This is a genomic window from Alteromonas ulvae, assembly GCF_048987005.1.
In the GTDB taxonomy this organism is placed as follows: Bacteria; Pseudomonadota; Gammaproteobacteria; order Enterobacterales; family Alteromonadaceae; genus Alteromonas.
Genome location: NZ_CP185261.1, coordinates 2785515 through 2811803, shown reverse-complemented (window position 1 = coordinate 2811803; position 26289 = coordinate 2785515). Strand labels below are relative to the sequence as shown.

Below are 26289 nucleotides of genomic sequence, written 5' to 3'. Positions count from 1 at the left end.
TTATCCTCCCGCCACTAAGGTAAATATATCGATATGGTCGCCGTCTTGAAGGTGAGTGAGAGACCATTGAGACTTGTTTAAAATAGCGCGATTGTAGGCAACCGCAGTACCTTCAACGTTTGACGCATAACCATGCACTATTTCACCAACTGAAATGGGGCTTTTACAGGTTTGAGATTGGTTGTTTAAAACGATAGTGATTGTTGTCGTTTCAGCGTTACTTTTAGCGCTTTTCTTACTGGTACCACTTACATCAGTGCATTTGGTAACATCAGTGCGATTGGTAACATCATTGCAATTGGCAACATCAGTGTAATTAGTAACTGCGCTGTCATTCTTGTCAGCGTTGGCAACGTTTTTGACAACACCAGTGTGGACGTTATTAGATTGACGACTAATTGAATTCATTGGCATACCTTACAATCTGGTGAGGGAGGTAAATGGAAAGACTGAATGGTGGCATTAGCTGCGTTGCCTACGATATAGCTGCCCCATTGAATTTTTGCCAAGTGCCTTTTGGCTAAAAAAAGTAGGGCCTGTGTGGCTTGATGGCAGGCGGCAATCCCCACAACAGGGCCTAAAACGCCCTGACTTTGGCAGTCTTGAGTTACATTTAGCTGTGCCACTAGGCAGTCATAACAACCACAAGGGGCATCGACTTTGTTGGTAATATTCGGTGTATGGCACTGCTGATTAGCGTGGTCGGTATGATCTGTCTGGCTAGAATAATCAGTCTCGCTACTATGATGATTCTCGCTAGTACAATGCGAGCCAAGGGTTAACTGATGTGTCGAAGCAAGAAAGGAATGACAGGGTAAGTTTATCGCTTGCCAAGATAGCCCGCTGGCGGCCGCAATAAATAATGGTTTCTTCGCGGCAATGCAGGCGGCGTTAATGTCCTTTCTTATAGTCACCGAGTCGGTGCAGTCGAGCACACAGGTCGCGTCATCAATAAGCTTTTGAAGGTTGCGTTTACAAGCAAACATACTTTTCGACGTGATATGTACACTTGGGTTCACTTTATGCAGTTCGTTGCCTAGTGCCTTCGCCTTTAAGTCACCTAAGTGAGTTTCATTGTAAGTTACTTGGCGCTGTAAATTGCTTACTTCTACAATGTCGCCATCTACGATGGTGATATTGCCAACGCCCGCACCGACTAAAAATCGAGAGGCTAACGTACCTAAACCGCCAAGCCCTATTACCACCGCATGGGCACTACGAAGGTTTGCCTGACCCTCCTCATCAATTTCGTTTAACAACAGCTGTCGGCTATAGCGCCTAATATCGTCTTTATTCAGCAAAGCCAGCCTCCTTACCAAGGTGGTAGTAAGCAGTTGCAGGGCAGTGAGCTTCGGTGATTGCGGTCACTACTGCAATATGTGTAACCCCTGTGTCGGCTACTGTTTTACAGCGGTCTTTGTTAATGCCGCCAATCGCCACTGTAGGAATATCGCCACACAACTCGACATAACGCTCAAGTCGGTCTATGCCTTGCGGTTGTGATGGCATGTCTTTCGTTGTGGTGGCAAAAATATGACCTAAGGCAATATAGGAAGGCGCCAGTGATTTTACTCGCTGAATTTCAGCATAACCATGGGTAGACACGCCCAGGCGCAGCCCGGCCTTTCTTATTGCATCGATGTCTGCGGTAAAAAGATCTTCCTGACCAAGGTGGACACCATATGCACCATGCTCAATAGCTAGCTGCCAATGGTCGTTGATAAAAAGCTGACATGATGTGCCTTTCGTCAGTGCCACTGCCCGTTCTATCTCCTTGGAAATACGTTTTTGATCCCACGGGCTAACCTCTTCTTTAATTCGCAGTTGAATAGTTTCAACCCCTGTTGGCAGGAGCGTCTCTATCCAGTCAGCGCTATCAACCAGCGGATAAATACCACGCTTAGTTTGTGATAATGGCAAGAACGGCTTGTTGTGCCTTTCATGTTGATGTTTATCAAACACGTCCCTATCAGTTTCACACCCGTCACCCGGTGTAAAAGGGCCATGTTTGATAAAACTAACCGTTGGAAAGATATCTCTATTGACGGGAAAACCCGCCAACTTAGGAACATGAGGCACATTTTGCCGAGTAGGTGTCGACAAGCTTTGCGTACAGGATGACGACGATATATCTCGAACATTTTTTACATAGGCATTGGCAAGGGTGAGCGCATCATGAATGCTGTAGCCTTGTGCCACAAACGCTGCGATTGCACTGGCCTGCATGCATCCCGTTCCCCGCAGTTCGCTGTGGTGAACTCGCGGTTGAGAAAAAGCAGTTTCTTCACTTTTGGTGAAATAAAGATCGATGGCATCAGGCTGCCACAGTGCGTGGCCACCTTTTACTAACACACCCTTTGCACCGTTATCTATTAGCGTATGTGCCGCATGTCGAACATCGCGATTACTGTTAATTTCGCGTTTAATTTCACTGTCTAAGAAAATACCAGCAAGGCTTGCTAATTCATGAGTGTTGGGTGTGACTAAATCTACCACACAAAGCAGCTGTTTTATGGCGTTCTTGCTCAGGTTACTCAAGGGGCTTTTTGATGAGCTAAACAATACTGGGTCCCACACAATAAAAGGGCGCGGGACACTTAGCATCTCAATACGCGTGCTCAGAGTGTTAGCTTGCGCATCGTTTGCGATAGCGCCAATTTTTATACAGCAAGGTAATGGTTCAGCTGCCAACACTTGCCATTGCTCATTGATTAATGATGGATGCATAGCTTTACTGCTAATCATAGCGCTGTGTGACTGCGCTGAAACCAGTGTGACGATGGCGCAGCCGTGCACACCTAAGTCGGCAAGCGTTGCAAGGTCGCGGGTAACACCCGCGCCTCCACTCGAGTCTGTGCCGCCCACACACCATATTGTTGGTAGGCTAGCTTGTTTTTCCTGGCTCATGGGCTAGCCTACTGTTTTATCAGCACTGTGATAGAGTTCGGCACCACTGTCATTAAATGCCTTTGCCATCTCTTGCATCCCTTGCGTTTTTTCTTGATGTACTTTCTGTGCCTCTTGTTTAGTTGTCTTTTGTTCTGCCTCCATTTCAGCCTCTTTGGCTGACTCTTTTGCCACTTCTCGTACCTCTTGCGATATTTTCATACTGCAAAACTTAGGGCCACACATGGAGCAAAAGTGAGCCACTTTCCCAGATGCTTGTGGCAGGGTTTCATCGTGATACGCACGGGCAGTGTGAGGGTCGAGCGCAAGGTTAAACTGATCTTCCCATCGAAATTCAAAGCGGGCCTTAGACATGGCGTTATCTCGAATTTGAGCACCTGGATGTCCTTTGGCTAAATCGGCTGCGTGGGCCGCTATCTTGTAAGTAATAAGGCCTTGCTTCACGTCTTCTTTGTTGGGTAAGCCTAAATGTTCTTTAGGCGTTACATAGCAAAGCATTGCGCAGCCATACCAGCCAATCATTGCCGCGCCTATGCCTGAGGTAATGTGATCGTAACCAGGCGCAATGTCGGTCGTTAAGGGACCAAGAGTGTAAAATGGCGCTTCATGGCAATGAGCAAGTTGCTCTTCCATATTGGCTTTAATCATGTGCATTGGCACGTGCCCTGGGCCCTCAATCATTACCTGGACATCGTATTCCCATGCAATTTTGGTGAGTTCACCAAGGGTATGAAGCTCGGCAAACTGAGCCTTGTCATTGGCATCGGCAACACTGCCAGGGCGAAGGCCATCGCCTAAAGAAAGTGAAACGTCGTACTGAGCGCAAATTTCACAAATCTCGCGAAAGTGTTCGTACAAAAAGCTCTCTTTGTGGTGGCTTAAACACCACTTTGCCATAATTGAGCCACCCCGAGAGACAATGCCTGTAACGCGGTTAGCCGTGAGCGGCACGTATTCAAGCAATACACCAGCGTGAATAGTAAAATAGTCCACCCCTTGCTCGGCTTGTTCTATGAGCGTGTCTTTGAAAATAGCCCAATCTAAGTCTTCGGCCACACCATTTACTTTTTCTAGCGCTTGGTAAATGGGCACAGTACCTAACGGCACAGGGCTGTTTCTGAGCAGCCATTCGCGGGTTTCATGAATGTTTCGGCCCGTGGATAAATCCATAATGGTGTCGGCTCCCCACCGGGTAGACCACACTAATTTTTCTACTTCTTCTTCAATGGACGAGGTAACCGCAGAGTTACCAATATTGGCGTTAATTTTCACCAAGAAGTTGCGTCCAATGATCATTGGCTCAAGTTCAGGATGATTGATGTTACAAGGAATAATAGCCCGGCCCGCCGCCACCTCTTGGCGAACAAACTCCGGTGTAATTGCGTCGGACAGTTGTGCACCAAAGCTCTCGCCAGGGTGTTGCTGAGATAGCTCTGCCTGTTTTATCGACTGTCTGCCCATGTTCTCCCGAATGGCAATGTATTCCATCTCGGGCGTGATAATGCCTCTGCGAGCATAGTGCAGCTGCGTTACATTCTTTTCGGCTATCGCTTTTTTAGGCTTTGCTGTGCGCACAAACCTGAAGTCTTCGGTAAATAAGTCTGCCTCTCGCGCTTTGGCGAAAGTCGAGGTAACACCGCTGAGCTCTTGAGTGTCGGCACGCTTCTCTATCCATTTTTTACGGAGGGCGGGTAGGCCTTTGTGCACATCAATTTTTTCAAGGGGGTCGCCATAGGGGCCTGATGTATCATAAACAGGAATAGGAGGGTTAGGTTCTAAAAGCGGGTTTTCTTCTGTACCACCAATTAAACTGTCATGCTGGTGGATAAGGCGCATCGCAACCTTAATATCATTGCTACTTCCTATCTCATAGTGACGAGTAGAATTCGGGTAAGCCTCACCGGCTAATTCATTAATAAATTGTTGCGCTTGTTGGCGCTGTTCGCGTCGTGTCGACATAGCATTTTGGCCTTTTTGAGTTGGCGTTAAATAAAATGCTTGTCAGGAGTGAGAGGAAAATGAAGGTGAGGAAAGTACAATTCACTCGTTCTCACGCTGGGCGACAGCTTCTGAGATCATAGTTTTCTGTACCGTATTTGTCTACAAACCGTGCCTATATAATCTTGTGTATTGAGCAACAGAGATTTTACGCAAGGTGACTGTGTACAAACCAACATTTTCTCTTGTTCCCTTCGCAGGTATTAGCCTGATCAGGTTCTACGGATCCCGCTTTCGCAGTCTCAGCTTACTGGATTTTCCAGTGAAGCACTCCGACAAGTAATTGAGCTATTACTATACGATCCGCTTGGGCCTGATTGCAAGTTCTGTATTTTTCCATTTTAAGCCATAGTTATTAAGGACAAATTATTTATGTAATGGCGTTGGTGTTGTATTACACTTTTGGTGACTACTATTTTAATACAAATGTTGGATAGTTAAGCGGTATGGATACTTTCATCGCAACGTTACCTATTATATTTTTGGTTTGGAGCATGACAAAAGTGCGTCCATGGCCATCTTACATTGCGTTACCGGTAACGGCACTGCTCGTTGGGGTGCTGCAACTGTTCTATTTCCACGGTAATCAAACAGAACTGGCAGCAAATGCGGTTGCGGGCCTGCTTTCTGTGCTGACACCTATGTCAATAGTGGCTGGCGCCATACTATTAAATAGCGTTCTTGTGCTCTCTGGCTCGCAAGAAAAGTTGCGACTTTTTTTAGAAAATGTCAGCAACAATAAGGTTGCGCAACTAATGATCATTGGGTGGGCATTTACCTTCATGCTAGAGGGAGCATCCGGCTTCGGCACACCTGCTGCCATTGCGGCCCCCATTCTTGTCGGCCTCGGATTTCCAGCGCTGCGTGTTGCACTCCTCACCCTAGTGATGAATACAGTCCCTGTTTCATTTGGCGCTGTAGGCACGCCAACGTGGTTCGGATTTGAGGCGCTTAATCTAAGTGAGGAAACACTCTTAGAAGTATCTTCAATAACTGCATCAATGCATTTTGTTGCAGCGTTAGTCATTCCCGTAATGGCTCTGAAATTTCTCGTGAGCTGGAGTGATATCCGCGCTAACGCTTTGTTCATTTTGCTAAGTATCATCAGCTGTACTGCGCCTTATCTGTTGTTAGCTCAGGTCAATTACGAATTTCCAGCACTGATAGGGGGGGCAATTGGACTTGCTTTGTCTATTGTATTCGCAAAACGCGGCTTAGGACTTAAGCGGGTGGATAATGATCATGAGGTGTCAACTGCAGATATATCATTTCAGAATATTCTAAAAGCGACATTTCCCTTTATTTTACTCATCACTATATTGGTGGTGACTCGCGTGCAACAGCTTGAAATAAAACCGCTATTAAATGATACCGCGTTGTGGTTTCAGATTTTCCACATTGAAGTAAGCAGGGCCTTGATTGTAAGTTGGAGCCACATTTTTGGTACCACAATTAGTTGGTCATATAAAACCCTTTATGTACCAGCACTTATTCCATTTGTTGTCACTATCATCTTGTTAATACCACTTTTTTCTTTGCCCTTTTTCAAATTACGTCAAGCCTTATCTGAGACTGGTGAACGTATAAAAAAACCGACCATTGCGCTCGCCGGAGCGCTTATTATGGTCAACTTTATGATGCAGGGTAACGCCGAGGCGCCTATGTTTATCATTGCAAATAGCCTTGCTAATGCAACAGGCGATAATTGGCTTTATGTTGCGTCACTCCTTGGCGCACTGGGGTCATTTTTCTCTGGGTCAGCAACGATCTCAAATTTAACCTTCGGTGGTATTCAGTATGGCATTGCCGAGCAGGCACAGTTACCTGTACCTCTGGTTCTCTCGTTGCAATCGGTAGGAGCTGCTATGGGGAATATGATTTGCATAAACAACATTATTGCAGTGTCTGCCATTCTAGGAATAAAAAACCAAGAGGGTAAAATGATTAAACGTACTATTGCTCCTATGTTGGTCTATGCGCTTATTGCTGGATTATTATCTCAGCTACTTATTTTTGCTTGATACAACTCGCACATCCTACTTTTTTCCACGCTTCTTCAAAACGAGGACGTCATCTTTTGGCAAAATCGAAAAATCAAACTCACCGAGTATATTCATTCCCAAAAGTCCATCTGCATCGGGCAGTGCCTCTTCAGGTAGTACAATCGCAGAAACATTGTTAAACATGTATCCAGCAAACCTAAATTCGGGAATTCGTACTAAAGGGGCTTCAACACTTCCTGAGGCCGTTTGAACGTTGAATATGCCAATAAAGGTTAAGTTTCTCATCTTGCCTAAACGCGCATACAAATTAGATGAAATTGCCGTGGTACTCGCACCCGTATCGAGGATCATAAGCGCTCGCTGATTGAGCACTTCGGCGTTAACATGGTATGAATTTCCACGACGATCTAGGTTAACGCGAACGTTGTCATTTTCGCTTAACAGCGAGTCTTGACGAAGAGGGTCTCTGGTTGTTTCGGTATCGGGATCCGTGGCTGTTACCTGTTGCTCAAAAGCAATGTTGCGAATAGCTCGAGCGTCAGGATCGTTGAAGGGAAGAGCGGCTAATATGTCTTCCATCAGGGTAACTTTGTTTTGATGAGCATATGCAGTTGCTAAATTGAGTGTAAAAGTCTTGTTGTCTGGTACACGCTGGAACAAAGGCTCGTTAAGCTTTGCCACCAGTTCCCACTGCTGACTTTGACTAAGTTGTTGCTGAGCTTGCTGATACAGCGTCTGAATCTTTTCATTTATTTCAACTAACGCTTTTTTTGATAGGGGCAAATCTGCCAAATCATAATAGTTAAGCAGTGCTGTTGGTAAGGGCTTGTTTTGTCTTATCAACTCTGCCTCCAACAATAACAAGGGTTCGCTCAATGGTGAAACCTTAAGCTGCCTGTTAAGTTCCACGCTCAGTGCGGCCAAGTCGCCACTATTCAATAAGGCATTGAGTTCTGACAGCGATAGCATTCCTTTGTTTGATAAGTCCTTTATTTTTCCATCATCAACACTGGCATACTTGTCTTGCTCATTAACACTGCGCTCTGCATTCTTAGAGCGAGGTCCGGCCTGTCGTTTATCATGACTGTATTGAGGCGCTAAAGGTTGATGTGCAAAACGTTGCTGTGAGTCTGTTTGATAGTGAGTATTGTCATTGACCTTTACATGCTGCAACAAGTAAATATTAAGCAGTAGTGAAGCGGTGAGTAACAGTAAAAGTAATAACAGCAGCGTGCGGTTCATTTAATTCAGCCTAAAAAAATGGTGCAGTAGGTGCAACAATCTTCACGGATCATGGTTTTGACCTGTCGCCGAGTGGGATACAGGCAGTATGATAGGCATCAATAAATTGAGCAGGCATTCGCTTAGGCACTCCGGTATCAAGGCTAACGCAAACAAACGTGGTTAGCGCATCGAATACTGTTTTATTACGTTTAGGGCAAATAAATTGAAACTGACGACTAAGAGTAAGGCGCTTATCGCATTGCACTATCCAGGTTGCGCATTCTAAGGTATCACCTAAGTGGGCAGGAAGGTGGTAGTTGAGTTCATGCCGCTTAATCACCATGCCTCTGTTGAGTGATTGGTAATCAGCAAATTGCAAGCCAAGGGCGTTGGAATGGGCCCATGCAAGCTTCTCTAATTGCGACACGTAGGCTACGTTGTTAACGTGCTTGTAGTGGTCAATATGAGTCTCGTCAATGTACCAATGTTGAATAAATGGAGCGTCATACATCCAGCTAAGAGTATGCTTCGTCACACTGACTCCCTCCTCACCGTTTCGTTGATATGTCCGCATAGGCATGGTCTCGCTGTTAAAATTGCTCATGAATGACTGGCTGAGCAAAACTACTCACGCGAGTAATGTTCAAGCACTCGCTGTTTAAACCACTGGCAGCGGGTTATCTTCTGGCAGTGTGGTGTTTTCACTTAGTAATATTTCCATAAGCTTAGTTTCACGTTCTAACACCGGCTGTATGAAGCTTTGAACATCGCCTATCGCCTTGAATGCGTTAAATCCTCGGTCTAAAAACTCGTGTAGCGCCAATAGTCCAGCGATCTTTGCGGGCCGACGAGACATCGAAATTAGCATGCCAATCCCACGGACTTTGATCACCTCGGCTAGTTGATCGCCAAGGTGTGAAATAATGGTGATTTGGTTTTCTCGGTCATCTTTTCGGCCTACGCCTTTATAGGCTTGTGCATAAGAATCTCGACTGATCGCTTCACCTAGAAAATGCGTGTTTAAATATTGAGCTACTTCCATGTCTAAGTCGAAAGACAGCGCATTTAACGACAGAGCGTCGTTCATGGCGTTCATCGCTTTTTCAGGAAGCACCTTGGCTAGTTTAGGGATAACTCTTACCAAATCAGCGTCTCGTTGACTAAAATCTTTGGGACCGTAAAGCTCTTCTACAAAAAAAGCCATCGCTTTTTGATAGCGCTGCTGTTTCGCAAGGTCATCGTGAGACACTAACAGTCGCTGACATTGCCAGTCTTGAAGTTGATGGATAAGCGTCATTAGGTTGAGTTTGTTTGCCAAGTCTCGCTGAGCATTAACTCGATGAATATGTTTAATGATCTCTTGCGCCAAAATTCTCACTCCATCGTTAAAGAGGGCGGTTACTGTTGTAAACATAGATTGACTCATGCGCGTCTAGCTTTCAAGTGAGAAGTCACGTCTTTACTGATATAATCCAGCAAATTCAAGCGCGTGTCGATATGCACACCGTGCCAAGCGATAAGACAATTGCCCAAATCCAAAAAATCGTGAGTTGAAATGAATAACCCAGTCCATCACAACGAATTCATCGATATAGACAATCGTGAAATAGACAACGATGTGCCCACGCTTATTGCGTTGTTCAACAACACCTTTGTCGATTTCAACACACGGTTAGTGCTTGGCAATGATGAACCCATTTACCTGCCCGCGAGTAAGCATTGCAATTACAACCAAATTGTTTTTGCCAACGGCTTTTTTTCTAGCGCGCTGCACGAAGTGGCGCACTGGTGTATTGCGGGTGACAAACGCAGGCTGTTAGAAGATTACGGGTATTGGTACTGCCCAGATGGCAGAAATACACAGCAGCAGCTCGACTTTGAAAAAGTAGAAATAAAGCCCCAGGCTATTGAATGGGCGTTTACTGAGGCCACGGGAAGGCAATTTCAGGTAAGTACCGATAATCTCAACGGGGCCGAGCCTGACCGAGAGGGGTTTACCGCAAACGTTGCCGCGCAGTTAGCGCACTACAGGCAAGCTGGTTTTCCCCATAGGGCCCAGCGTTTTTTAGCTGCACTTGCCAGCACGTTTTTGCATCAAAAAGATAATGACACATCATCAATAACATGTATTGGAGACGACGCCGCATGAGTAAGCCAATTTTTCGGCTAGGAATTATTGTTAACCCCTTTGCGGGAATTGGCGGTGCGCTGGCATTAAAAGGAAGTGATGGTGCTCAAATTAGAGAGCGGGCGCTGGCCATGGGAGCCGAGAAAAAAGCCAATGAAAAAATGGCCAAAGCACTGAGTATTCTCGACGCGCTTTCAGGGCAATTTGCAGTACTTACCGCATCTGGAGAAATGGGTGAAACCGTTTGTGCTTCGTTGGGTATTCCCTGTGAGGTGATTTATCAGGCCCCTGAATTGCAAACCGAAGGTGAAGACTCAGAAAATGCAGCCCGTGCAATGGTCGAAGCCGGTGTCGATTTGTTGTTATTCGCCGGTGGTGATGGCACCGCTCGCAATATATGTCGCGTGGTAGGTGAGGCCATTCCTGTGCTCGGCGTTCCCGCTGGATGTAAAATTCATTCTGGTGTGTATTGCGTATCTCCGGCAGCTGCAGGGCAGGTAGTGAGCCAGATGATTGCCGGAGAGTTAGTCAGTGTCATGGACGCAGAGGTACGCGACATAGATGAAGATGCGTTTAGAGGCGGTAAAGTCATCGCCAAGCATTACGGAGAAATGCGTGTTCCCGCCGAACTGACTTACGTTCAAGCAGTAAAAATGGGAGGCAAAGAAGACGAGGCATTGGTGCTTGATGATATCTCTGCCTACGTATCGGAAATTATGGAAGACAAACCAGACACCTTATTTGTGATGGGCTCTGGCTCAACCGTAGGCTCGGTGATGGAATATTTGGGGTTGGACAACACGTTGCTTGGTGTCGATGTTATCAAAAACGGAGAGCTCGTTGCCAGTGATGTGACGGCATCAGAACTTGTTGAGTTAACCCGTGACAAGCCAAGCAAAGTGGTACTTACCGTTATTGGCGGTCAGGGACACATTCTAGGACGAGGCAATCAGCAGTTAAGCCCTGCTTTTATTCGCCAAGTGGGCAAAGACAACATGATACTTGTGGCAACCAAGCAAAAGGTGCAGGCGCTAGATGGCAAGCCCCTTCGTTTAGATTCTGGCGACCCAGTGCTAGATGAGGAGCTCGCTGGCGCGTTCACCATTATCACCGGCTATAAAGACAAAGTACTTTATAACGCGTTGTAAAAAAACATTGAGTAAAAACAAAGGAGAAGAGAGTGTTACCACCTGCTGCTGCACCACACAACGTGGTAGAGAAAATCGCAAAAATTGAAGCTGCCCTAGATGATGTTGTTAATCATGGTGATGATGATGAGCTGTTTATCGCCAGTTATCTGCAGGGACATTTCGCGGTAGAGTCTCGTCAGCTAGAAATGAAAGAAAATGCGTCTATAGCGCAACTTGATGAAAACATGATGTTGAGTTTAGAGCGTGCGTTTGCAAATAACGAGCTGGAAAAAGGTGATGCAACATTAGTCAAAGCATTATGGAATCGCCTACTTTCTTTAACTTAAAAGTCGAGCGCGCATCAATGGGTACTGTTACAACAACGTTCATTTGTTATCGCAATTTAGGAGGTAGGATAACGCGCAGGCTTTAACGGTTTTGATAGATCCTGCAAAGCTCAGAATGTTGAAAGCGATGCTCAATGATTTAGCGTTGCAGAAATCAGCTCAAGCGTGTTTTCTTGCTACCCCTGTTTTAGTTCGAACTTCTCTCGTTTTTTTCATCCCAAAATACCGATAAAACCCACTGAACGACAAGAAGTGATGTCGATGGATAGTGCGCCAAGTAGATCAATCTATACGCGTTCTGAGTACCTAAATGATGACAGTGACCGGATAGGCCAGATGACAGTACCTTTATTGACGCGTTGTTCTCTTATCAAAGTATATTTATGCCTCTTCGCGTTATTGTTAAGTGCGAATGCTTTCGCGGATTATGCAAAAGGGTGTAACGACCCCAATTATCATCAATTTGTCGAAGAGCGACTTGCTTATTTTAACCAAAGAAATAAGCGATTGTTAAGCAGCACTTCACGAGACTATAAGAGAAGCAAAGCAGCGGATAGAAACCCTTATCAGATAATAGGGGACTTGAGCCGGCACCTTATTTACAGCGCGCAATTTGAACCTATTGACACTGTAAATGCAAAAATAGACCTCATATTTCAACATGGTGAAAATCTGAGTAAGGACCAGCAAATAGCCGGTAATGTGTTTGATAATTTTAGCACTGAAGCGCACTTTGTGGGTATAGCTAGAGCGTGGCTGGCGTATCGACAGGGCGATCATCAAGGTGCTTTCGATAAGCTTTTGACGTCAATTGAGATTAGCAACTCAGCAGTAATGGGTTCGTTTGGCCCCGATGTTACTTTTATTCGCCGTATCTATCACGACGGTTACACAACGCCCGTTGTCGCCTACATTAATAAAACGAAAAACTTTTGGAAAGGTAAGCGAGCTGATGCATTGCGATTTGCGTGGCTTACAATGATAGAGCAGGGATGTGCTATCCAGTTTGATTCACTTGATACCATAAAATTCGCCGAACTTGGGCTTATTGGGGGAAACAATGAGGGCGATTAAGGCAGCCCTATAGTAACGACGTATTGAAAGTCAGTAGTGCAGGGTAAGCTGTGGGGGCTGGAGGTTAAATACCTCCGGCTACCCGATTATACGCAATTTTCTACTTATACAGAGATTTGCCATATTTATTGTCTTTAAAATCACCTACTGTAAAACAGCAACCCACAATGACTATTAACCACCCAATAATAGGTAGTAACTGAAAAATACCTAACCAACCGGCACTATTAAAGTCATGGTATCGTTTTGTCGTTAGCGCAAACAGTGGCCATAATAAGAAAACTACAACCATTCCTGCCAGTTGCTCATTTAAATAATAAAAAGGTAGCGTGATTAAAGTTAACGGTAGCCACCACTTAGTAAACTGAATTCTTCCTATCCTTCCTTTGAAACTAAATAGCAAAGGTAAAACTTCCATTTTCTTTGTTTTATGATCTGTTGAAGAATCCATTCATACCTCTTTGCTTGCACTTGCGTATAGACTTTTCAATAACGGGCGCAGGCACGTGGGCTATAGTGTGAAGCAGCCCACGTGTATGCGTCCCAGCGAACGAAGGGAGTGACTTAATTTTTTTGTAAGGTGTCAATGCCACAACTTCCACCAACTTTTACTAGAGGTGTTGATTACTTTCGCTTGGTCGTAGCAACAGCCGCAAAGTAACTTTATATTCGCGAATGCTTCAGACTCTTCATTCCAGTCACCAACACATTCTAACCGTTTAACTTCACATTGATTGCACCAAGCATCTGGTCTTTTGTTGTCGTCTGATTCTGGTGCTGAGTTGTAACCTACTTTGTTCTTCGTTGTCATACTGTCCATGAGATGCTGGCACACAAAAGTAGCTTGTTGTTCACCGTGCTTACAACAATTCACTGTATTATCAGTTTCCATCCTGACTCCTAACAATTTAATGTACGGAAAACATCCTTTATGCAAGGTGGAACATTTCCGTATATCATCAAAATAATTCCGCTACTCTCGCACGCAACTGTTTTTACATCAATACTCTACATCTGCTTCCGAATAAACAGGCGATAAAAATCGGAAAATGTCCTTTTTTTTGTACTGAAATTAAATCTGTATTAACTGTGTGTATATGACTGTGATCCATTTTTGTGTTGAAAAAATAAAATTTCAATATTAATCAACACTTAAAAGAATTCGTTAAAAACGTCCTCAAACTGTTCACCATTGTTCAATCTTTCTAAGGCGCTGTACATGTCCTTTGGGTTCATCGGCTCTACAGCAATTAGTGATGCTTGATAATACTTTACATTGGTGTTTGGGAAGTCACTAAGGTAAAACACCGACTTAATCTTAGCTACGTCATCACTTGTCACATCAATGTTTTCTAGTAAAAATGGCTTTCGGTAATCAACCTTGATCCCTGTGCCCTCTATGAACCAAGCAGGTATCTGGGTTAATTCTACAAATAGGGTTGTTCTGTGCCTAACTTCGGCATGAGCTAGCTCGTGGGCTACTACGTCAGTATTTAGCCCTTTTGGACCCAGAAATATACACTCTCTGAAAAAGCCTGTTCTTTGCATACCTGTGGGGTTAAATCCAAACTTGGCATATTTAGTTTCGGCTGTTGCAATGATTCTAGGATTAGAAGTTGGAGTGCCATAAATATCAGCAACTCTTTTATATGCGGCATCGATAGCATGCGACAGTTCAAATTGTGTCGAGCTGTCGATACTTTGGTCTACATAAAGATCAGGTGATACTTCATTGAAATGTGATAACCCTATTAGCTCGCAAGCAATGGGATCTTTATTAAAATAACCAAATGAAACTATGAAAAGTGTCATAAAAACAATGGTAAATATCTTAAGTATCTTCATTCATAAGCCAACTATTTATAATGCGAGAACGACCCAGCTATCGTCTACCTGTGACTGTTCCATTTGTCTAAACCAAGCGATGTAGTTATCAAGATAACCAGTCCCAACCCCATTAAATTGTCTAAGCCACTGCTTCCAGCGCATCATCCAATTATTCAGTGTTTGTATGTGGTAGATACCATCTATAACTCTTTGATTATCAGTAGCTATGAGGCGTTTATGATCGAGTTCAAAAGGTAGGTTCTTGACGATTGTTTGATACGACAGATTACCCTCTGTACATAATACGCTCTCAGGCGTTAATACTGGTGCTAGTGATTTCTCTAGCTCTTCTCTCGTGTTTCTTTGCAAGACGCAGTGAGTTACAGCTCCGTTGCGATCTAATGCAAGCATAACTGGTACTTTAGGTATGTCATGGCTCTTAACACCACGCTTACGTGAAGGTCTTTCCAACTGGCGTTTACCCTTAAACGAATCGTTGATAAAGGTTTCATCAGCTTCAATGATCCCATGAAGCTCTGAAGGCTTTCTTTGTCTTGGCATTGATAATAACTGATGTCGCCAACGCCAAGCGGTTTTAACATTAATGCCTAATTCACTTGCTGCTTCTCTGATCTTGGCTGTAAACCACATGCCTTCTGAATACTGGTGCCATTTATCTTGTTTTTTCATACCAGATAATGGCGTACCAGTAAGTGAATTAAAAGTTCGAGCACAAGCTTTATATTTATATCTCTGCTGTCCTCGTGCAGTTGTTCCGTATTTTGTAAACTCTTGGCTACCACAATGGGCACATTCGGCTACGCCTTCCTCATGCACAGCAATACCTTTACCTACATAATTCGAAGAAATCATGTCTTCGATGTGTTGTCGGAGAGGTTTCAACTGAACACATGTTAGCTGTTCTAATGTAGTTTGAAGATTGGCAAACTGAGTATTATTCATAGATGCTCCTAACATGATTTGATTTTCTCAGTACAGCAAACCAACACAGAAATGGATCAGAGCCATGTATATACAGTTGTATTTTTTACCTAAGTACACTTAAATTTGTTATGTCATCTTTCAGATTTAACGTTTTATATTTTCGCTAACACCGCGCAAACGCTTTTGAAACCTGCGTGATACGGAGAAGGGCATTACATCAGATTCGTGGGTTTTATTTAAGATGTGCTCACATGCGTGGCTTATTTCAAACTCAAACCCGCTGCCTTTGCGCTTATCAGAAAAGTGCGCTTCTTCCTCTAATCCCTTGTAAAGAGTGCATGATGAAGCCCTCCAAAAGTCGGGTATCTTGATGGTCCCTTCAGTGCCAATGAGAAGCGCGTCATTTCCTAAGTTGCTTTTAAAGCTGCTGTGTAGCACCGACACAACTTCGTTATTTCGATACATCCAAAGTACGTCGTTGTCAGCGCCATTCGGTGCCACATCGCTGTTTAGTACAACAGGGGGCGAATCATCTGTATTAAAAAGCGCATCGAAAGCAATAGGGTATATCCCCATATCTAGCAAGCACCCGCCTCCTAACTCACGTGCGTACTCTCGACTTGTAGCAGAGTAGGGCATAGTAAATCCAAAGCTCGCTTTAACGTGAAGCAGTTTGCCTATTCGCCCTGCGTTAACCCACGCTAGCGCCTCATTAATGGCTGGTAAGAAGTAAGTCCACATGGCCTCCATGAAAAACCGATCTTCTGTTTTCGCCACGCTTATAATACGCTCTAACTCTTCCGGAGACGTCGTAGCAGGCTTTTCGCACAACACGTGTTTACCCGCCTTGAGTGCGGCTATGGCATTGTCTGCATGAAGGGTATGAGGGGTGGCAATGTAAATAGCATCAATAGTAGGGTCGTTAAGTAAATCTTCATAACTGCCATACACATGAGGTATACCGTGCGCTGCTGCAAATACTTGCGCGCTATCGAGCTGCCGAGAGCCAACTGCCACTAACTTGGCGCTTTCACAGTGCGCAATGTCTTTTGCAAATGTATGGGCAATTCTCGCTGTTGATAATATTCCCCAATTAACCGTTGTTTTTGCCATTCGTTAAATCCTTTATTGCCTGTATAAGCGTTGAAATTCCACTAGCGATAGAACTCGCTCTGCATTGGTACCATAACAACATGCTTGCTCGGTATTGCCAATACAATACTAACGCAATGTGCTGTGTGACGATGTTTTTTTAAGAGGCTTTGTTAAGAAGCTTTGTGATCAAGTTTTGCTAAGAGGCTTTGTGATTCTATTTTGTCTTTGCGTCTTTTAGGCGGCAAATATCTTCCGCTAATCAGTTCCTTTTTCTCCGCTTTTTCTGTTCACTTCGATGTCGCTTGGTGAATTGTCATTGCCATGGCCGCCCTTTATCCCACTCACTGCACGTCATTTGTGCCAGCTCACATCAACAAAAAGCGTAAAAACCTTGGTGTAAAACTTGCTACACAACGTTAATTGTAGGGTATTACGCACTGATTTAGTCTATCCTTGCCGCTTTTTTGACGGGCAGGTTGATAACACTGCAACCGGGCGTTATTCGAAACGGCGCTTTATTTGGAAACGTACTATGTTCAAACCGCTTAACATCAACGCATACAGAAGTGCTGCGCTAGTTGTTGCAATGAGTGCTGCAATAGCCATTGCCGTAACGGGGTGCTCATCGTCAAGTAACGACAATGCACAAAGAATTCAGTCAGACCCCTCCATTTCTGCGTTAGGCAATGTGGAATATTACACATACATGCTGGCCAACGAACTGTTTTCAGATGTGCGAACACCCCGTCAATCTCGCTACGCAGTTGTTGGCTTTGTGCCGGTCGATACCATGAAATATAACGCTGAACACCAACACCCGCTAATGTTGCTCGGCCATCAGCTTGAACAGGGAATGATGACAGAGGCCACAAAAAGAGGCTTTTCTACTCAAGAATTTAAGTTATCGAACGATATAATTGTTAGTGAAGAAAGCGATAGGATCCTGACACGGGACATCGAAAAGCTCTCGGGTATTGAACGGGTCGATTTTTACATCACCGGCACTATGGTGTACCAGGAGTCTGGCGCCATGGTAAATGCCCGCGTCATTGATGCCCGAAATAAAGATGTTGTTGCTGCTGCTACACGCTTCTTTCCTGCGGAAATTTTTTGGCAAAAAGAGCAAGTCACAACCCGCAATGGAAAGCTGTACAGAACTGAAGGTGTAAGGTAAGCCCATGAAAAAATTTAATAGCTCGGTAGCCTATGTTCTATCCGCATCGTTTTTAAGCCTTAGCGGCTGTTCTATGATGATGGGCGATGAAGAAGTAGCTGAACAGGTTCCTGCGCGTCCAGCAATGAATGTTATTGATATTACGGCTGAAGATCGCGCGCCAGCAACGCCTCGCAAAGCTGATGACGAGACTCAAGAGCAGGGGATGGATGCCTACGGTGCTATCGGTCAGCCGCCACTGTATTCAAGTGTACAGGGTGCCTATAAAGGCCGCCCGTTAACCAAGCACATCGGCGATTACGTAAAAAATATGACGCAAGATCTTATTGCTAATATGGAATACGTAAACAACAAAACGGCCATTGGCGTTACACACTTTGCGTTATTAGACACAGACCTTCAGCAAACGGACTTACTGGGCCGCCAAATGGCAGAGTCGTTTGTGCATGAGCTGCATAAGTTTCGCGTGCCGGTTATTGATTTTAAAGCTACCGAGTATATTCGCATTACCGAAGGCGGCGACTTTGTATTAAGCCGCGATTATCTCGAACTCAGCAGTAGCCTGCCTATTGAGTATGTATTAACGGGCACCATGACTAAGCATCAAGGCGGTGTATTAGTTAATGCTCGCATCTTAGGGATGGAGTCTCGCGCGGTAGTGGCGAGCGCGCAAATGCTGGTTCCATTTTATGTGGTCGATGCTCTTATACCCAGCGATGGTAGTGAGAGTAGTTCCATGCGTGATGGTGTGAAGTTAAGCCGAGGCTAATGATGAAGCTAACAGCGTTTTTTTCTATCGCATCTGTAGTAATCGTTTTAGCACTAACGGGGTGCTCAAGCACAGAATCAATCGGTTCGTTTTGGTTAGGTGAAGACGGCGAAATTACCCACGATGCAGAGCCTGTTTCAGTGCCAAGTCGCTCTGGTCTGGTCTACACCCCAGACTCTAGAGACAGAGAGTATCAGCAACACGTTGCGGTAAATCCCGGATATAAAGATCCTATTCATTCAGGTTTCTTTCCCGCTAAAACCCACAAAGCATTAAACGATTACGCGTCGCAGTTGGCGATGGAGCTAATGGGCAACGCAACAAGACTCACTCAGCAGCACACTGTGGGTATTGCGAGTTTTGTACGTCTAAATGCGGGGCTAAGCGACAGTACAGTGCTGGGCAACCAATTATCTGAATACTTGATCACTGAACTACAAGACTTTGGATTAGCCATCGTTGATTTTAAATTGACTGATGGCATAACAGTGACGCCGCAGGGCGACTTTGTGATGTCGCGAAGCGGTAAGCGTTTGGCCAAAAGCGTTGAGATGGACCATGTAGTAACGGGCACCATCATCGAAGACGACAGAGGCGTTAGAGTGAATGCCAGGATTGTTTCATTGCAAAATAAGCAAATTGTTGCCAGCGCAAATGTGTATATTCCAGCGTTTATCGTCATGGATCTGAATAAGATGGCGCGTGTTGAGGCGCCATCATCTATCAACGAGTAAATTTAGAACTCGCCTCGTACGGCCTCACGCACCATAAAGCGTGAGGTGTTAACCGCATTAAGTAAATCGTTGTTCAGCGGCAGTGGCTCTCTTAACAATGTGCTCGCCAATACTTCGGCTAAAAGTGGGGCAGTAGTGAGGCCTCTTGAGCCTAAGCAGCTTAATGTAGACACATTGCTTTGCGGTAACGTACTCACCTGTTGAAACGGTTTTCCTACGCCTAAATCGGCATACGCTTGCTTTAGCGTTTTAAAATTATGCAGTGCGCCAACCACAGGCTGATGATCTGGCGAGCCAAGTCGCGTCGCCGCTCTCGCCGTACCGTCATGCTGTAGTTGACTGACCATATCCGTATTCGCAAGAGCCTGTTCATGAGTGGCGAGGTTTTGCTCGCTTTCCTCTTCGCGAGGCTCAACGGCCAAGTCGTTTTTCACATACGTGGAGCCCAGTGCATGGCGACCCTCCATGGCCGGAGTCATATACCCTTTGTGGCAAAGCACCGTTTTTAATGTGTCAATAGGTTGTTGTGATGCAATGGCTTCAACCTGTCCTCGCACGGGCCGTAAAGGAAGACTATCAAAAGCATCTGTGCCCACGGCGCCTGCGCCTAGTGCAAGCACCACATGATCTGCCTTTATACTCTCGCCATGCGTAAATTCAACGTCTCCATCACTGGTATGAGACACATAACAATGGTTGGGTTTAAGCGTTAACCTTCCCGTTGCCTCGGCCAAATCGATAATATCGCTAACAAGTTGCGGGGGCGACAACCATCCGCCTTTGGGAATAAACAAACCTTCATAGGGTAAATCAACCCCCGCGATACGGCGTACTTCGTCACTGTCTACGTGCCTAATAAGCTCTGAAGGCCACACATCGTCGTTCACCAATTTCGCTTGTCGCACACCCACTTTGTCATTAAATTTAAGCTGTATAACGCCACAAAAATCGTATTTATTTTCTTTTTTTGTGGGCTCTTGTTCGTTTGCTTCGATGCTGGTTTTAATGATGCTTTTGGTGTTGGTTTGCAATTGAATGTTGCACTTCAGGCTGTCGTAATAATCTCTCGCGTACAAGAAGCAGTGAGCCTGCAAACGACTGGCAATACTCGCTTCGCTATGAAGCTGAGGATAAAAGCCACCCTGAGGGTTCCCTGATGCGCCTTGCGCTAAGCTATCCCCGTCGAAGCAAAGCGTTACACGAATATTACGCTTAGTTAGCGCCAAGCACATAGTTGCAGCCGCAAGGCCAGAACCCACCACTACCACATGGCTATCTTCTGTGAGGGGCGCATTGTTATATCGATAGTAAGGCCCCTCTGGCAGTCGCAATTTCTGAAAGAGTTTCTTTTGTGTAGCTTTAGGTTCAGACGGGGTAGAACATTGGCGTTCTGACTCAGGTGAGGGCTGCACCACCGTTTCTATATTACTGTTCTCATTTGCACCTGCCGATGCAAGTTGAAAATAACCGGTTAGCATATCTCGCTTACGACCAAACCCCGCGCGTTTGTTTATCACAAATCCAACATTGGCCAAGCCACGCTTTACAATGCCAGCCGCTGTGAAGGTGCCAAATGTAGTTTTATTTTTTGATAGCCGAGCCATCTGTAGGAAGAGTGAATCAGACCACATGTCAGGGTTTTTACTTGGCGCGAACCCGTCTAAAAACCATGCATCTACAAGCCCTTCTTTAGGTGAATGCCAGTGCCCAAGCAACTGATGCACATCACCTATCCACAAGTCCAAGGTGGTATCAAATGCAGTAAAGTGCAATCGGTGGCACCCATCAAGTCCTATTGGGTATAGCGCTATTAATGCCTCTGTTTCAGCGTGTAGCGACGGAAACGTTGATAACGCACGCTGAATATCGGCCTTAGGCAGCGGGTATTTTTCAGTAGTGATAAAAAACAAGCGCTTAAGAGGGTGGTGAGGATTTGCTTGCCTAAATTGTCTAAATTCATGCATGGCAACTAAGAAATTTAAGCCGGTGCCAAATCCGGTTTCTGCAATAGTGAAATGAGGTTTATTCCAAAACGCCCAGCGCTGATGAAGGTCATTACCTTGAATAAAAACATGCTGGGTTTCATTGATGCCACTGTCGTTAGAAAAATAAACGTCATCAAAATGGTTGGCAATGGGTATGCCATTTTCATTAAAATGTACTTGCGCATGTTTAGACTTCACTGCCTATTTACCCTCTTTTCAAGCTATGTAATTCGTTGTGTTTCTGCGTGTCATAATAACGCCATTTTCACAGGCTATATTCTACAAGGCCTCAAAAAACTTTACTGTAAAAGTTTTTAACTTATCTAAAGCGCGTTAGTCATGGCAGAACAAATTGTGATGTGCAGCTTGTATAAAAGCGTTAATGAAAGCTTTTTCATTTTCTTACCACGTCGAGGCAGTACGATATTCTAAGCCGCAGTTTCATGCTACCTTAATGACAAGCTGTTTACACAGCGACAGCGTTACCGATAGAAGTAATGCATTAACAATCTAGATGCAGGAAATGGATTTAACCATTACAGGTGTTCATAAAAAAGGGCTTTGTATTGAAGCGCAAAGCAGACCACTTTATTCCGTAAAATCGTTAACATATGCCGCATCAACGCAAAGGGTAAACTATGAGAAGAGCAGTCATCACCGGTCTCGGTATTGTATCGAGCATCGGGGTAAATAAAGAGGACGTACTTGCATCATTAAAAGCAGGTAAGTCTGGGATCACATTTTCAGAGCAGTTCGCTGAGATGGGCCTGCGCAGTCAGGTGTGGGGCAATCTTGATATTGACTTGAAAGATCACATCGACCGTAAAGCCATGCGCTTTATGGGTGATGCGGCTGCATACGCGTATGTTGCCATGCAGCAGGCTATTGCAGATTCTGGCCTTGAAGTAAGTGATATTTCAAATGATCGCACAGGTATTATTGCCGGCTCTGGCGGTGCGTCTTCTGAAAACCAAGTGCTATCTGCCGATATTCTTCGCGAAAAAGGGGTTAAGCGAGTAGGGCCATATATGGTTCCACGATGCATGGCGTCTACGGTGTCTGCATGTTTAGCCACACCGTTTAAAATTCGCGGTGTTAACTATTCAATCGCATCAGCCTGTGCCACAAGTGCACACTGTATTGGTAACGCACTAGAGCTTATCCAACTTGGTAAACAAGATGTGGTGTTTGCCGGTGGCGGTGAAGAGCTTCATTGGTCGCTCTCAAGTCAGTTCGACGCGATGGGCGCACTAAGCTCGAAGTATAACGATAACCCATCGGTAGCCTCTCGGACCTACGATGCAGCGCGAGATGGCTTTGTTAGCTCTGGTGGCGGCGGTATGGTTGTTGTTGAAGAGCTTGAGCACGCTCTCGCTCGTGGTGCAACGATTTACGGTGAAGTGGTAGGTTACGGCGCTACATCAGACGGTTTTGACATGGTTGCCCCTTCCGGTGAAGGCGCTATTCGCTGTATGAAAATGGCAATGCAAAACGTAGACGGCCCAATTGACTACCTTAACACTCACGGTACATCAACGCCTGTTGGTGATGTAAAAGAGTTAGCGGCTATTCAAGAAGTGTTTGGCTCATCAGGCGTGCCCATCAGTGCAACAAAATCGCTTACTGGTCACGCGCTAGGTGCTGCTGGCGTCAACGAAGCTATTTACAGCTTGCTTATGATGCAAAATAACTTTATCGCGCCGTCAATCAATATCGACACGCTAGATGACGCAGCCAAAGGCCTTGACATTGTCACTGACGCAAGAGACGCCCAGCTAAACACGGTGATGTCTAACAGCTTTGGCTTTGGTGGCACCAATGCCACCTTGGTGATGCAGCGCTACAACCGCTAATGCCTTCTCTTCTATTAGTGCTTTGACTAAAAGCGCTGTTGTAGTTTAGGCATCCTATTAAAAATCCCCCAACGAGCTTAATTGTTCTTGGGGGATTTTTATACACCATTTTTTATATACCATAACAAACAGCGTTATGGTGCTATCACCGGAACCTGTAGTCGTGAAACAGTTTGTCGGGGTTGGGGATAGTTATCTTACCGTAGTGCAATTGAACTAACTCTTCCTGCTGAAGCTCGCCTAACAGCCGATTCACGGTTTGCCGACAGCTATTTATCATTTGAGCCAGTGACTCTTGAGACAGTGTTAACGTAATGGCGCTGTTTTCAGGTATGTGCTGCCCGTAGCTAGTAGTTAACATTAACAGTCGCTTTACCAATTGATGCTTCAAACTCAACCCCGTACTTGAATCGATAAACTGAAACGCGCTTCGAATTCTTGCGCATAGTAGCTTAGCGAAATAGGGGTATAGTTCTGGAAATTTTTTCAGCAGCTCGTTAAACGCATTTTTAGGAATAATGGCAATGGTACTGTCGGTTTCGCAGAAATTATCGTGGGTGCGGGGAAGGTTGTCGAACATAGATATTTCTCCAAACCACGTTCCCGGGCCTAATAGTGCAAATAGCATCTCGCTGCCATCCACACCAATAGTGGTTACGCGAAGTCGTCCTTCACATATTCCGTAAAAACCAACGCCGTCCTCGCCTTTCGCATGCAGCTGCTGACCAGCTTTAAAGTGCTTAAGTCTCACTTTGCCTAATAACTCAGATTGCAAATACTCAGGTAGCGAAGAAAACCAAGAAGAACTTATTAGTACAGGTTTAAGATGTTCCATTTAACAAAATTATTACAATGTCGTTGTAACGACAGTCTATACCTGTTTTGAGGGGTAAGGTAGCAAAAATTACAACACTATTTGAGGTGAGTTATGAGTGAATCTGTAAAGTCTCAGGTGAGCGAAGAAGAGTGGCAGGCACGCGTAGATTTAGCCGCATGTTATCGGGCTGTGGCCATGTATGGCTGGGACGACCTTATTTTTACTCACATATCTGCTCGGGTGCCCGGACCAGAGCATCATTTTCTTATTAACCCATACGGAATGATGTTCGACGAGGTAACGGCATCTAGCTTGGTAAAAATAGACCTTCACGGCAATAAAGTGATGGACAGTGAGTACGACATTAATCCTGCAGGATTTACCATTCACAGTGCAGTGCACGAAGCCCGCGATGATGCAAAGTGCGTCATGCACCTTCACACTACAGAGGGCGTTGCAGTATCAGTACTTGAAGACGGGCTTCAGGCCTATTCGCAGCAATCGCTATTTCCGCTGGCGTCGCTGTCTTATCATTCCTATGAAGGCGTTGCCTTAAATCCCGATGAAAAAGCACGCTTGGTGAGAGATTTGGGCGATACCCAATTTATGATTTTGCGAAATCATGGTTTGCTAACCTGTGCAGATACCATCGCAGATGCATTCCTATTTATGTTTATTATGCAGCGAGCATGCGAAATTCAGTTAAAAGCTCAGGCCACAGGCCAAAAGCTTATTCCTATACACTCGGCGATATTGCAGGGTATTAAAGCTCAAGCAGCCCAAGTCACTAAACAAGCTGGTGGTTCATTGGCCTGGCCAGGCATAAAACGCAGGGTAGAGAGACGTTTCCCAGGCTTTGACGCCTAAATAAAGAAGCACAAAAAACAACGTTTTTCTGATTAAAGCAAGCCTGAAGAAAAATGTTCGATTAAAAAAACGCCTGGCGCACGCAGTGCTAAGCGTGAGCATAAGTTTACCCGTCTAATTGGGTTACTATCGCCCTATTTTGGGGTAAACTTGTGGTCATGAAAATACTTCTTGAAGACACTATCCCATTTGGCGCGAGTTACCTTGACAACGTAGGTGAGGTAACCACTTACGCATGGCAAAATTTAGTGGCAAGCGACCTTGCTGATATCGATATTTTAGCCCTTCGCTCTACCACAAAGGTAACGCCTGAGCTGATTAAATATGCAGACAAACTTCAGTTTGTCACTACCGCCACCGCTGGCACCAATCACATTGATAAGGCCTGTTTAAACGCTAACAATATAGCGCACAGTTCAGCCGCCGGATGTAACGCCGTTGCGGTGGCCGAGTATGTATTAAGCGTTCTGCTGCACGCCCAAAAAAGTAAAAAGCTGGATTTATACTCGGCAACGGTAGGTATTGTGGGTGCGGGTAATGTGGGTACTGCGCTTTCTGTGTTGCTTGACGCTGTAGGCGTTAGCTATAAGCTTTGCGATCCGCCGCTTCAAGAGGCCGGAGATAAAAGAGCGTTTGTAGGAATGGAAGACATTGCACGTTGCGATGTGATTACGCTGCACGTGCCGTTTGTACGCTGTGGGCCTCATCCAACGGGTAAATTAATTGATAGTGCATTGCTAAGCCAACTTCATGAGCATCAGTTACTCATCAATGCCTGTCGCGGCGAAGTTATAGACGAACTCGCTTTGCACGCTCGTTTAACGTCACCAAACGCGCCTACCGTGGTGCTCGATGTGTTCGATAACGAGCCGGCTATTGATATTCGTCTTTTTGACCACTGCTGGTTTGTTACGCCTCATATTGCCGGTCATTCTGTTGAGGGGAAAGTGCGCGGCACTCAAATGATATACGAGCAAATTTGCCAGCATACTGGCCAAAAAGCGACCAAAGCGTTGTCTGACTTTTTAGAGTCAATTCCGCCTATCAAGGTATCTTTGCAACACCCGACACAAACGCAATTATCCGTAGATGATTTAATTGATGTGTTTCACCGCATCTACGATATTTCAATTGACGACAAAGACATGAGACAGTCTATAAAAAAAGTACAAATGGCAAACGATAATGCACAAAGCGAAAACGTAAGCGCACACTTTGCCGCATTGAGAAAGTACTATCGGGTGCGAAGAGAGTGCAGCGCACACACTTTAATGGTGCCACATAATACCAGCGAGGAAATTGTGAAAAGCCTTAAGCGCCTAGGGTTTTCGGTACAGCGCGAGCACGCGCAGTAGTTTTTAATTCGAATTTATTGCCAATGAGTTTTGCTGTATCCGCGGCCTGACCGCAGT

The 26289-nt window shown here is 45.1% G+C and carries 25 protein-coding genes and 1 riboswitch; of the genes, 11 read left to right on the top strand and 14 right to left on the bottom strand.

What is annotated here, in order from left to right; translation table 11 throughout:
• The 4 genes from thiS to thiC are packed head-to-tail and all read right to left on the bottom strand — an operon-like array spanning position 1 to position 4866.
• Complete coding sequence (gene thiS, locus ACOJR9_RS12290; protein WP_420933250.1) at positions 1-408, bottom strand: sulfur carrier protein ThiS; 408 nt, start codon at positions 406-408, stop codon at positions 1-3.
• Complete coding sequence (locus ACOJR9_RS12285; RefSeq protein WP_420933249.1) at positions 405-1301, bottom strand: HesA/MoeB/ThiF family protein; 897 nt, start codon at positions 1299-1301, stop codon at positions 405-407. The genes thiS and ACOJR9_RS12285 overlap by 4 nt, the downstream gene beginning before the upstream one ends.
• Complete coding sequence (thiE, locus tag ACOJR9_RS12280) at positions 1291-2907, bottom strand: thiamine phosphate synthase (RefSeq protein WP_420933248.1); 1617 nt, start codon at positions 2905-2907, stop codon at positions 1291-1293. Before thiE ends, ACOJR9_RS12285 begins: the two co-directional genes overlap by 11 nt.
• A gap of 3 nt (positions 2908-2910) precedes the next feature.
• Complete coding sequence (gene thiC / locus ACOJR9_RS12275) at positions 2911-4866, bottom strand: phosphomethylpyrimidine synthase ThiC (RefSeq protein WP_420933247.1); 1956 nt, start codon at positions 4864-4866, stop codon at positions 2911-2913.
• A 211-nt stretch (positions 4867-5077) separates the two neighbouring features.
• Positions 5078-5190: riboswitch (TPP riboswitch) on the bottom strand.
• Positions 5191-5351: 161 nt separating this feature from the next.
• Between thiC and ACOJR9_RS12270 the strand changes: the two genes are divergently transcribed.
• The gene (locus ACOJR9_RS12270; RefSeq protein ID WP_420933246.1) at positions 5352-6926 is read left to right on the top strand and encodes an L-lactate permease; all 1575 of its coding nucleotides are present in this window, start codon (positions 5352-5354) and stop codon (positions 6924-6926) included.
• A 15-nt stretch (positions 6927-6941) separates the two neighbouring features.
• On the opposite strand, the gene ACOJR9_RS12265 is transcribed toward ACOJR9_RS12270, so the two are convergent.
• The 3 genes from ACOJR9_RS12265 to ACOJR9_RS12255 all read right to left on the bottom strand — a co-directional run bounded on the left by ACOJR9_RS12265 (position 6942) and on the right by ACOJR9_RS12255 (position 9501).
• Positions 6942-8150, bottom strand: a complete 1209-nt coding sequence (locus tag ACOJR9_RS12265; RefSeq protein WP_420933245.1) for a retropepsin-like aspartic protease family protein — start codon at positions 8148-8150, stop codon at positions 6942-6944.
• Positions 8151-8199: 49 nt separating this feature from the next.
• A complete protein-coding gene (locus ACOJR9_RS12260; protein WP_420936126.1) occupies positions 8200-8643 on the bottom strand; it encodes an acyl-CoA thioesterase in 444 nt (147 codons plus the stop codon).
• 147 nt (positions 8644-8790) lie between these two features.
• Complete coding sequence (locus tag ACOJR9_RS12255; RefSeq protein WP_420936125.1) at positions 8791-9501, bottom strand: FFLEELY motif protein; 711 nt, start codon at positions 9499-9501, stop codon at positions 8791-8793.
• Between the two features lie 186 nt (positions 9502-9687).
• Between ACOJR9_RS12255 and ACOJR9_RS12250 the strand changes: the two genes are divergently transcribed.
• The 4 genes from ACOJR9_RS12250 to ACOJR9_RS12235 all read left to right on the top strand — a co-directional run bounded on the left by ACOJR9_RS12250 (position 9688) and on the right by ACOJR9_RS12235 (position 12811).
• Positions 9688-10281, top strand: coding sequence for an elongation factor P hydroxylase (locus tag ACOJR9_RS12250; RefSeq protein ID WP_420933244.1), 594 nt, complete (start codon positions 9688-9690; stop codon positions 10279-10281).
• Positions 10278-11408, top strand: a complete 1131-nt coding sequence (locus ACOJR9_RS12245) for an ATP-NAD kinase family protein (RefSeq protein WP_420933243.1) — start codon at positions 10278-10280, stop codon at positions 11406-11408. The genes ACOJR9_RS12250 and ACOJR9_RS12245 overlap by 4 nt, the downstream gene beginning before the upstream one ends.
• A gap of 32 nt (positions 11409-11440) precedes the next feature.
• On the top strand, positions 11441-11737 hold the full coding sequence (locus ACOJR9_RS12240; RefSeq protein ID WP_420933242.1) for a YfcL family protein: 297 nt from the start codon (positions 11441-11443) through the stop codon (positions 11735-11737).
• A gap of 336 nt (positions 11738-12073) precedes the next feature.
• On the top strand, positions 12074-12811 hold the full coding sequence (locus ACOJR9_RS12235; protein ID WP_420933241.1) for a hypothetical protein: 738 nt from the start codon (positions 12074-12076) through the stop codon (positions 12809-12811).
• A gap of 100 nt (positions 12812-12911) precedes the next feature.
• Here the strand turns inward: ACOJR9_RS12235 and ACOJR9_RS12230 are convergent, their stop codons facing one another.
• The 5 genes from ACOJR9_RS12230 to ACOJR9_RS12210 all read right to left on the bottom strand — a co-directional run bounded on the left by ACOJR9_RS12230 (position 12912) and on the right by ACOJR9_RS12210 (position 16696).
• Positions 12912-13262, bottom strand: coding sequence for a DUF805 domain-containing protein (locus tag ACOJR9_RS12230; protein ID WP_420933240.1), 351 nt, complete (start codon positions 13260-13262; stop codon positions 12912-12914).
• 132 nt (positions 13263-13394) lie between these two features.
• A complete protein-coding gene (locus ACOJR9_RS12225; RefSeq protein WP_420933239.1) occupies positions 13395-13703 on the bottom strand; it encodes a hypothetical protein in 309 nt (102 codons plus the stop codon).
• 260 nt (positions 13704-13963) lie between these two features.
• Complete coding sequence (locus ACOJR9_RS12220) at positions 13964-14656, bottom strand: hypothetical protein (protein WP_420933238.1); 693 nt, start codon at positions 14654-14656, stop codon at positions 13964-13966.
• Between the two features lie 15 nt (positions 14657-14671).
• A complete protein-coding gene (locus tag ACOJR9_RS12215; protein WP_420933237.1) occupies positions 14672-15601 on the bottom strand; it encodes an IS1595 family transposase in 930 nt (309 codons plus the stop codon).
• Positions 15602-15727: 126 nt separating this feature from the next.
• On the bottom strand, positions 15728-16696 hold the full coding sequence (locus ACOJR9_RS12210; protein WP_420933236.1) for a Gfo/Idh/MocA family protein: 969 nt from the start codon (positions 16694-16696) through the stop codon (positions 15728-15730).
• 568 nt (positions 16697-17264) lie between these two features.
• On the opposite strand from ACOJR9_RS12210, the gene ACOJR9_RS12205 reads away from it, so the two are divergent.
• From ACOJR9_RS12205 to ACOJR9_RS12195, 3 genes are read left to right on the top strand one after another with little or no spacing between them, the layout of a single operon-like run.
• Positions 17265-17852 carry a FlgO family outer membrane protein gene (locus ACOJR9_RS12205; RefSeq protein ID WP_420936124.1) on the top strand — a complete coding sequence of 196 codons (588 nt, stop codon included), beginning with the start codon at positions 17265-17267 and terminating at the stop codon, positions 17850-17852.
• A 4-nt stretch (positions 17853-17856) separates the two neighbouring features.
• Positions 17857-18621: a FlgO family outer membrane protein gene (locus ACOJR9_RS12200; protein WP_420933235.1), complete on the top strand. Its 765-nt coding sequence runs from the start codon at positions 17857-17859 to the stop codon at positions 18619-18621.
• Entirely contained in the window at positions 18621-19355 is a 735-nt protein-coding gene (locus ACOJR9_RS12195; RefSeq protein ID WP_420933234.1) for a FlgO family outer membrane protein, read from the top strand. Before ACOJR9_RS12200 ends, ACOJR9_RS12195 begins: the two co-directional genes overlap by 1 nt.
• A gap of 2 nt (positions 19356-19357) precedes the next feature.
• Here ACOJR9_RS12195 and mnmC read toward each other — a convergent pair whose 3' ends face one another.
• Entirely contained in the window at positions 19358-21538 is a 2181-nt protein-coding gene (gene mnmC / locus ACOJR9_RS12190; protein WP_420933233.1) for an FAD-dependent 5-carboxymethylaminomethyl-2-thiouridine(34) oxidoreductase MnmC, read from the bottom strand.
• Between the two features lie 440 nt (positions 21539-21978).
• Between mnmC and fabB the strand changes: the two genes are divergently transcribed.
• A complete protein-coding gene (gene fabB / locus ACOJR9_RS12185) occupies positions 21979-23193 on the top strand; it encodes a beta-ketoacyl-ACP synthase I (RefSeq protein ID WP_420933232.1) in 1215 nt (404 codons plus the stop codon).
• A 145-nt stretch (positions 23194-23338) separates the two neighbouring features.
• On the opposite strand, the gene ACOJR9_RS12180 is transcribed toward fabB, so the two are convergent.
• Entirely contained in the window at positions 23339-24028 is a 690-nt protein-coding gene (locus ACOJR9_RS12180) for a Crp/Fnr family transcriptional regulator (RefSeq protein ID WP_420933231.1), read from the bottom strand.
• Between the two features lie 93 nt (positions 24029-24121).
• Here ACOJR9_RS12180 and ACOJR9_RS12175 point away from each other — a divergent pair, with 93 nt between their 5' ends.
• Positions 24122-24877 carry a class II aldolase/adducin family protein gene (locus ACOJR9_RS12175; RefSeq protein ID WP_420933230.1) on the top strand — a complete coding sequence of 252 codons (756 nt, stop codon included), beginning with the start codon at positions 24122-24124 and terminating at the stop codon, positions 24875-24877.
• Positions 24878-25035: 158 nt separating this feature from the next.
• Positions 25036-26232 (top strand): 4-phosphoerythronate dehydrogenase, encoded by a 1197-nt coding sequence (locus ACOJR9_RS12170; protein ID WP_420933229.1) that lies wholly within the window; start codon positions 25036-25038, stop codon positions 26230-26232.
• The last annotated feature ends 57 nt before the right edge of the window (positions 26233-26289 follow it).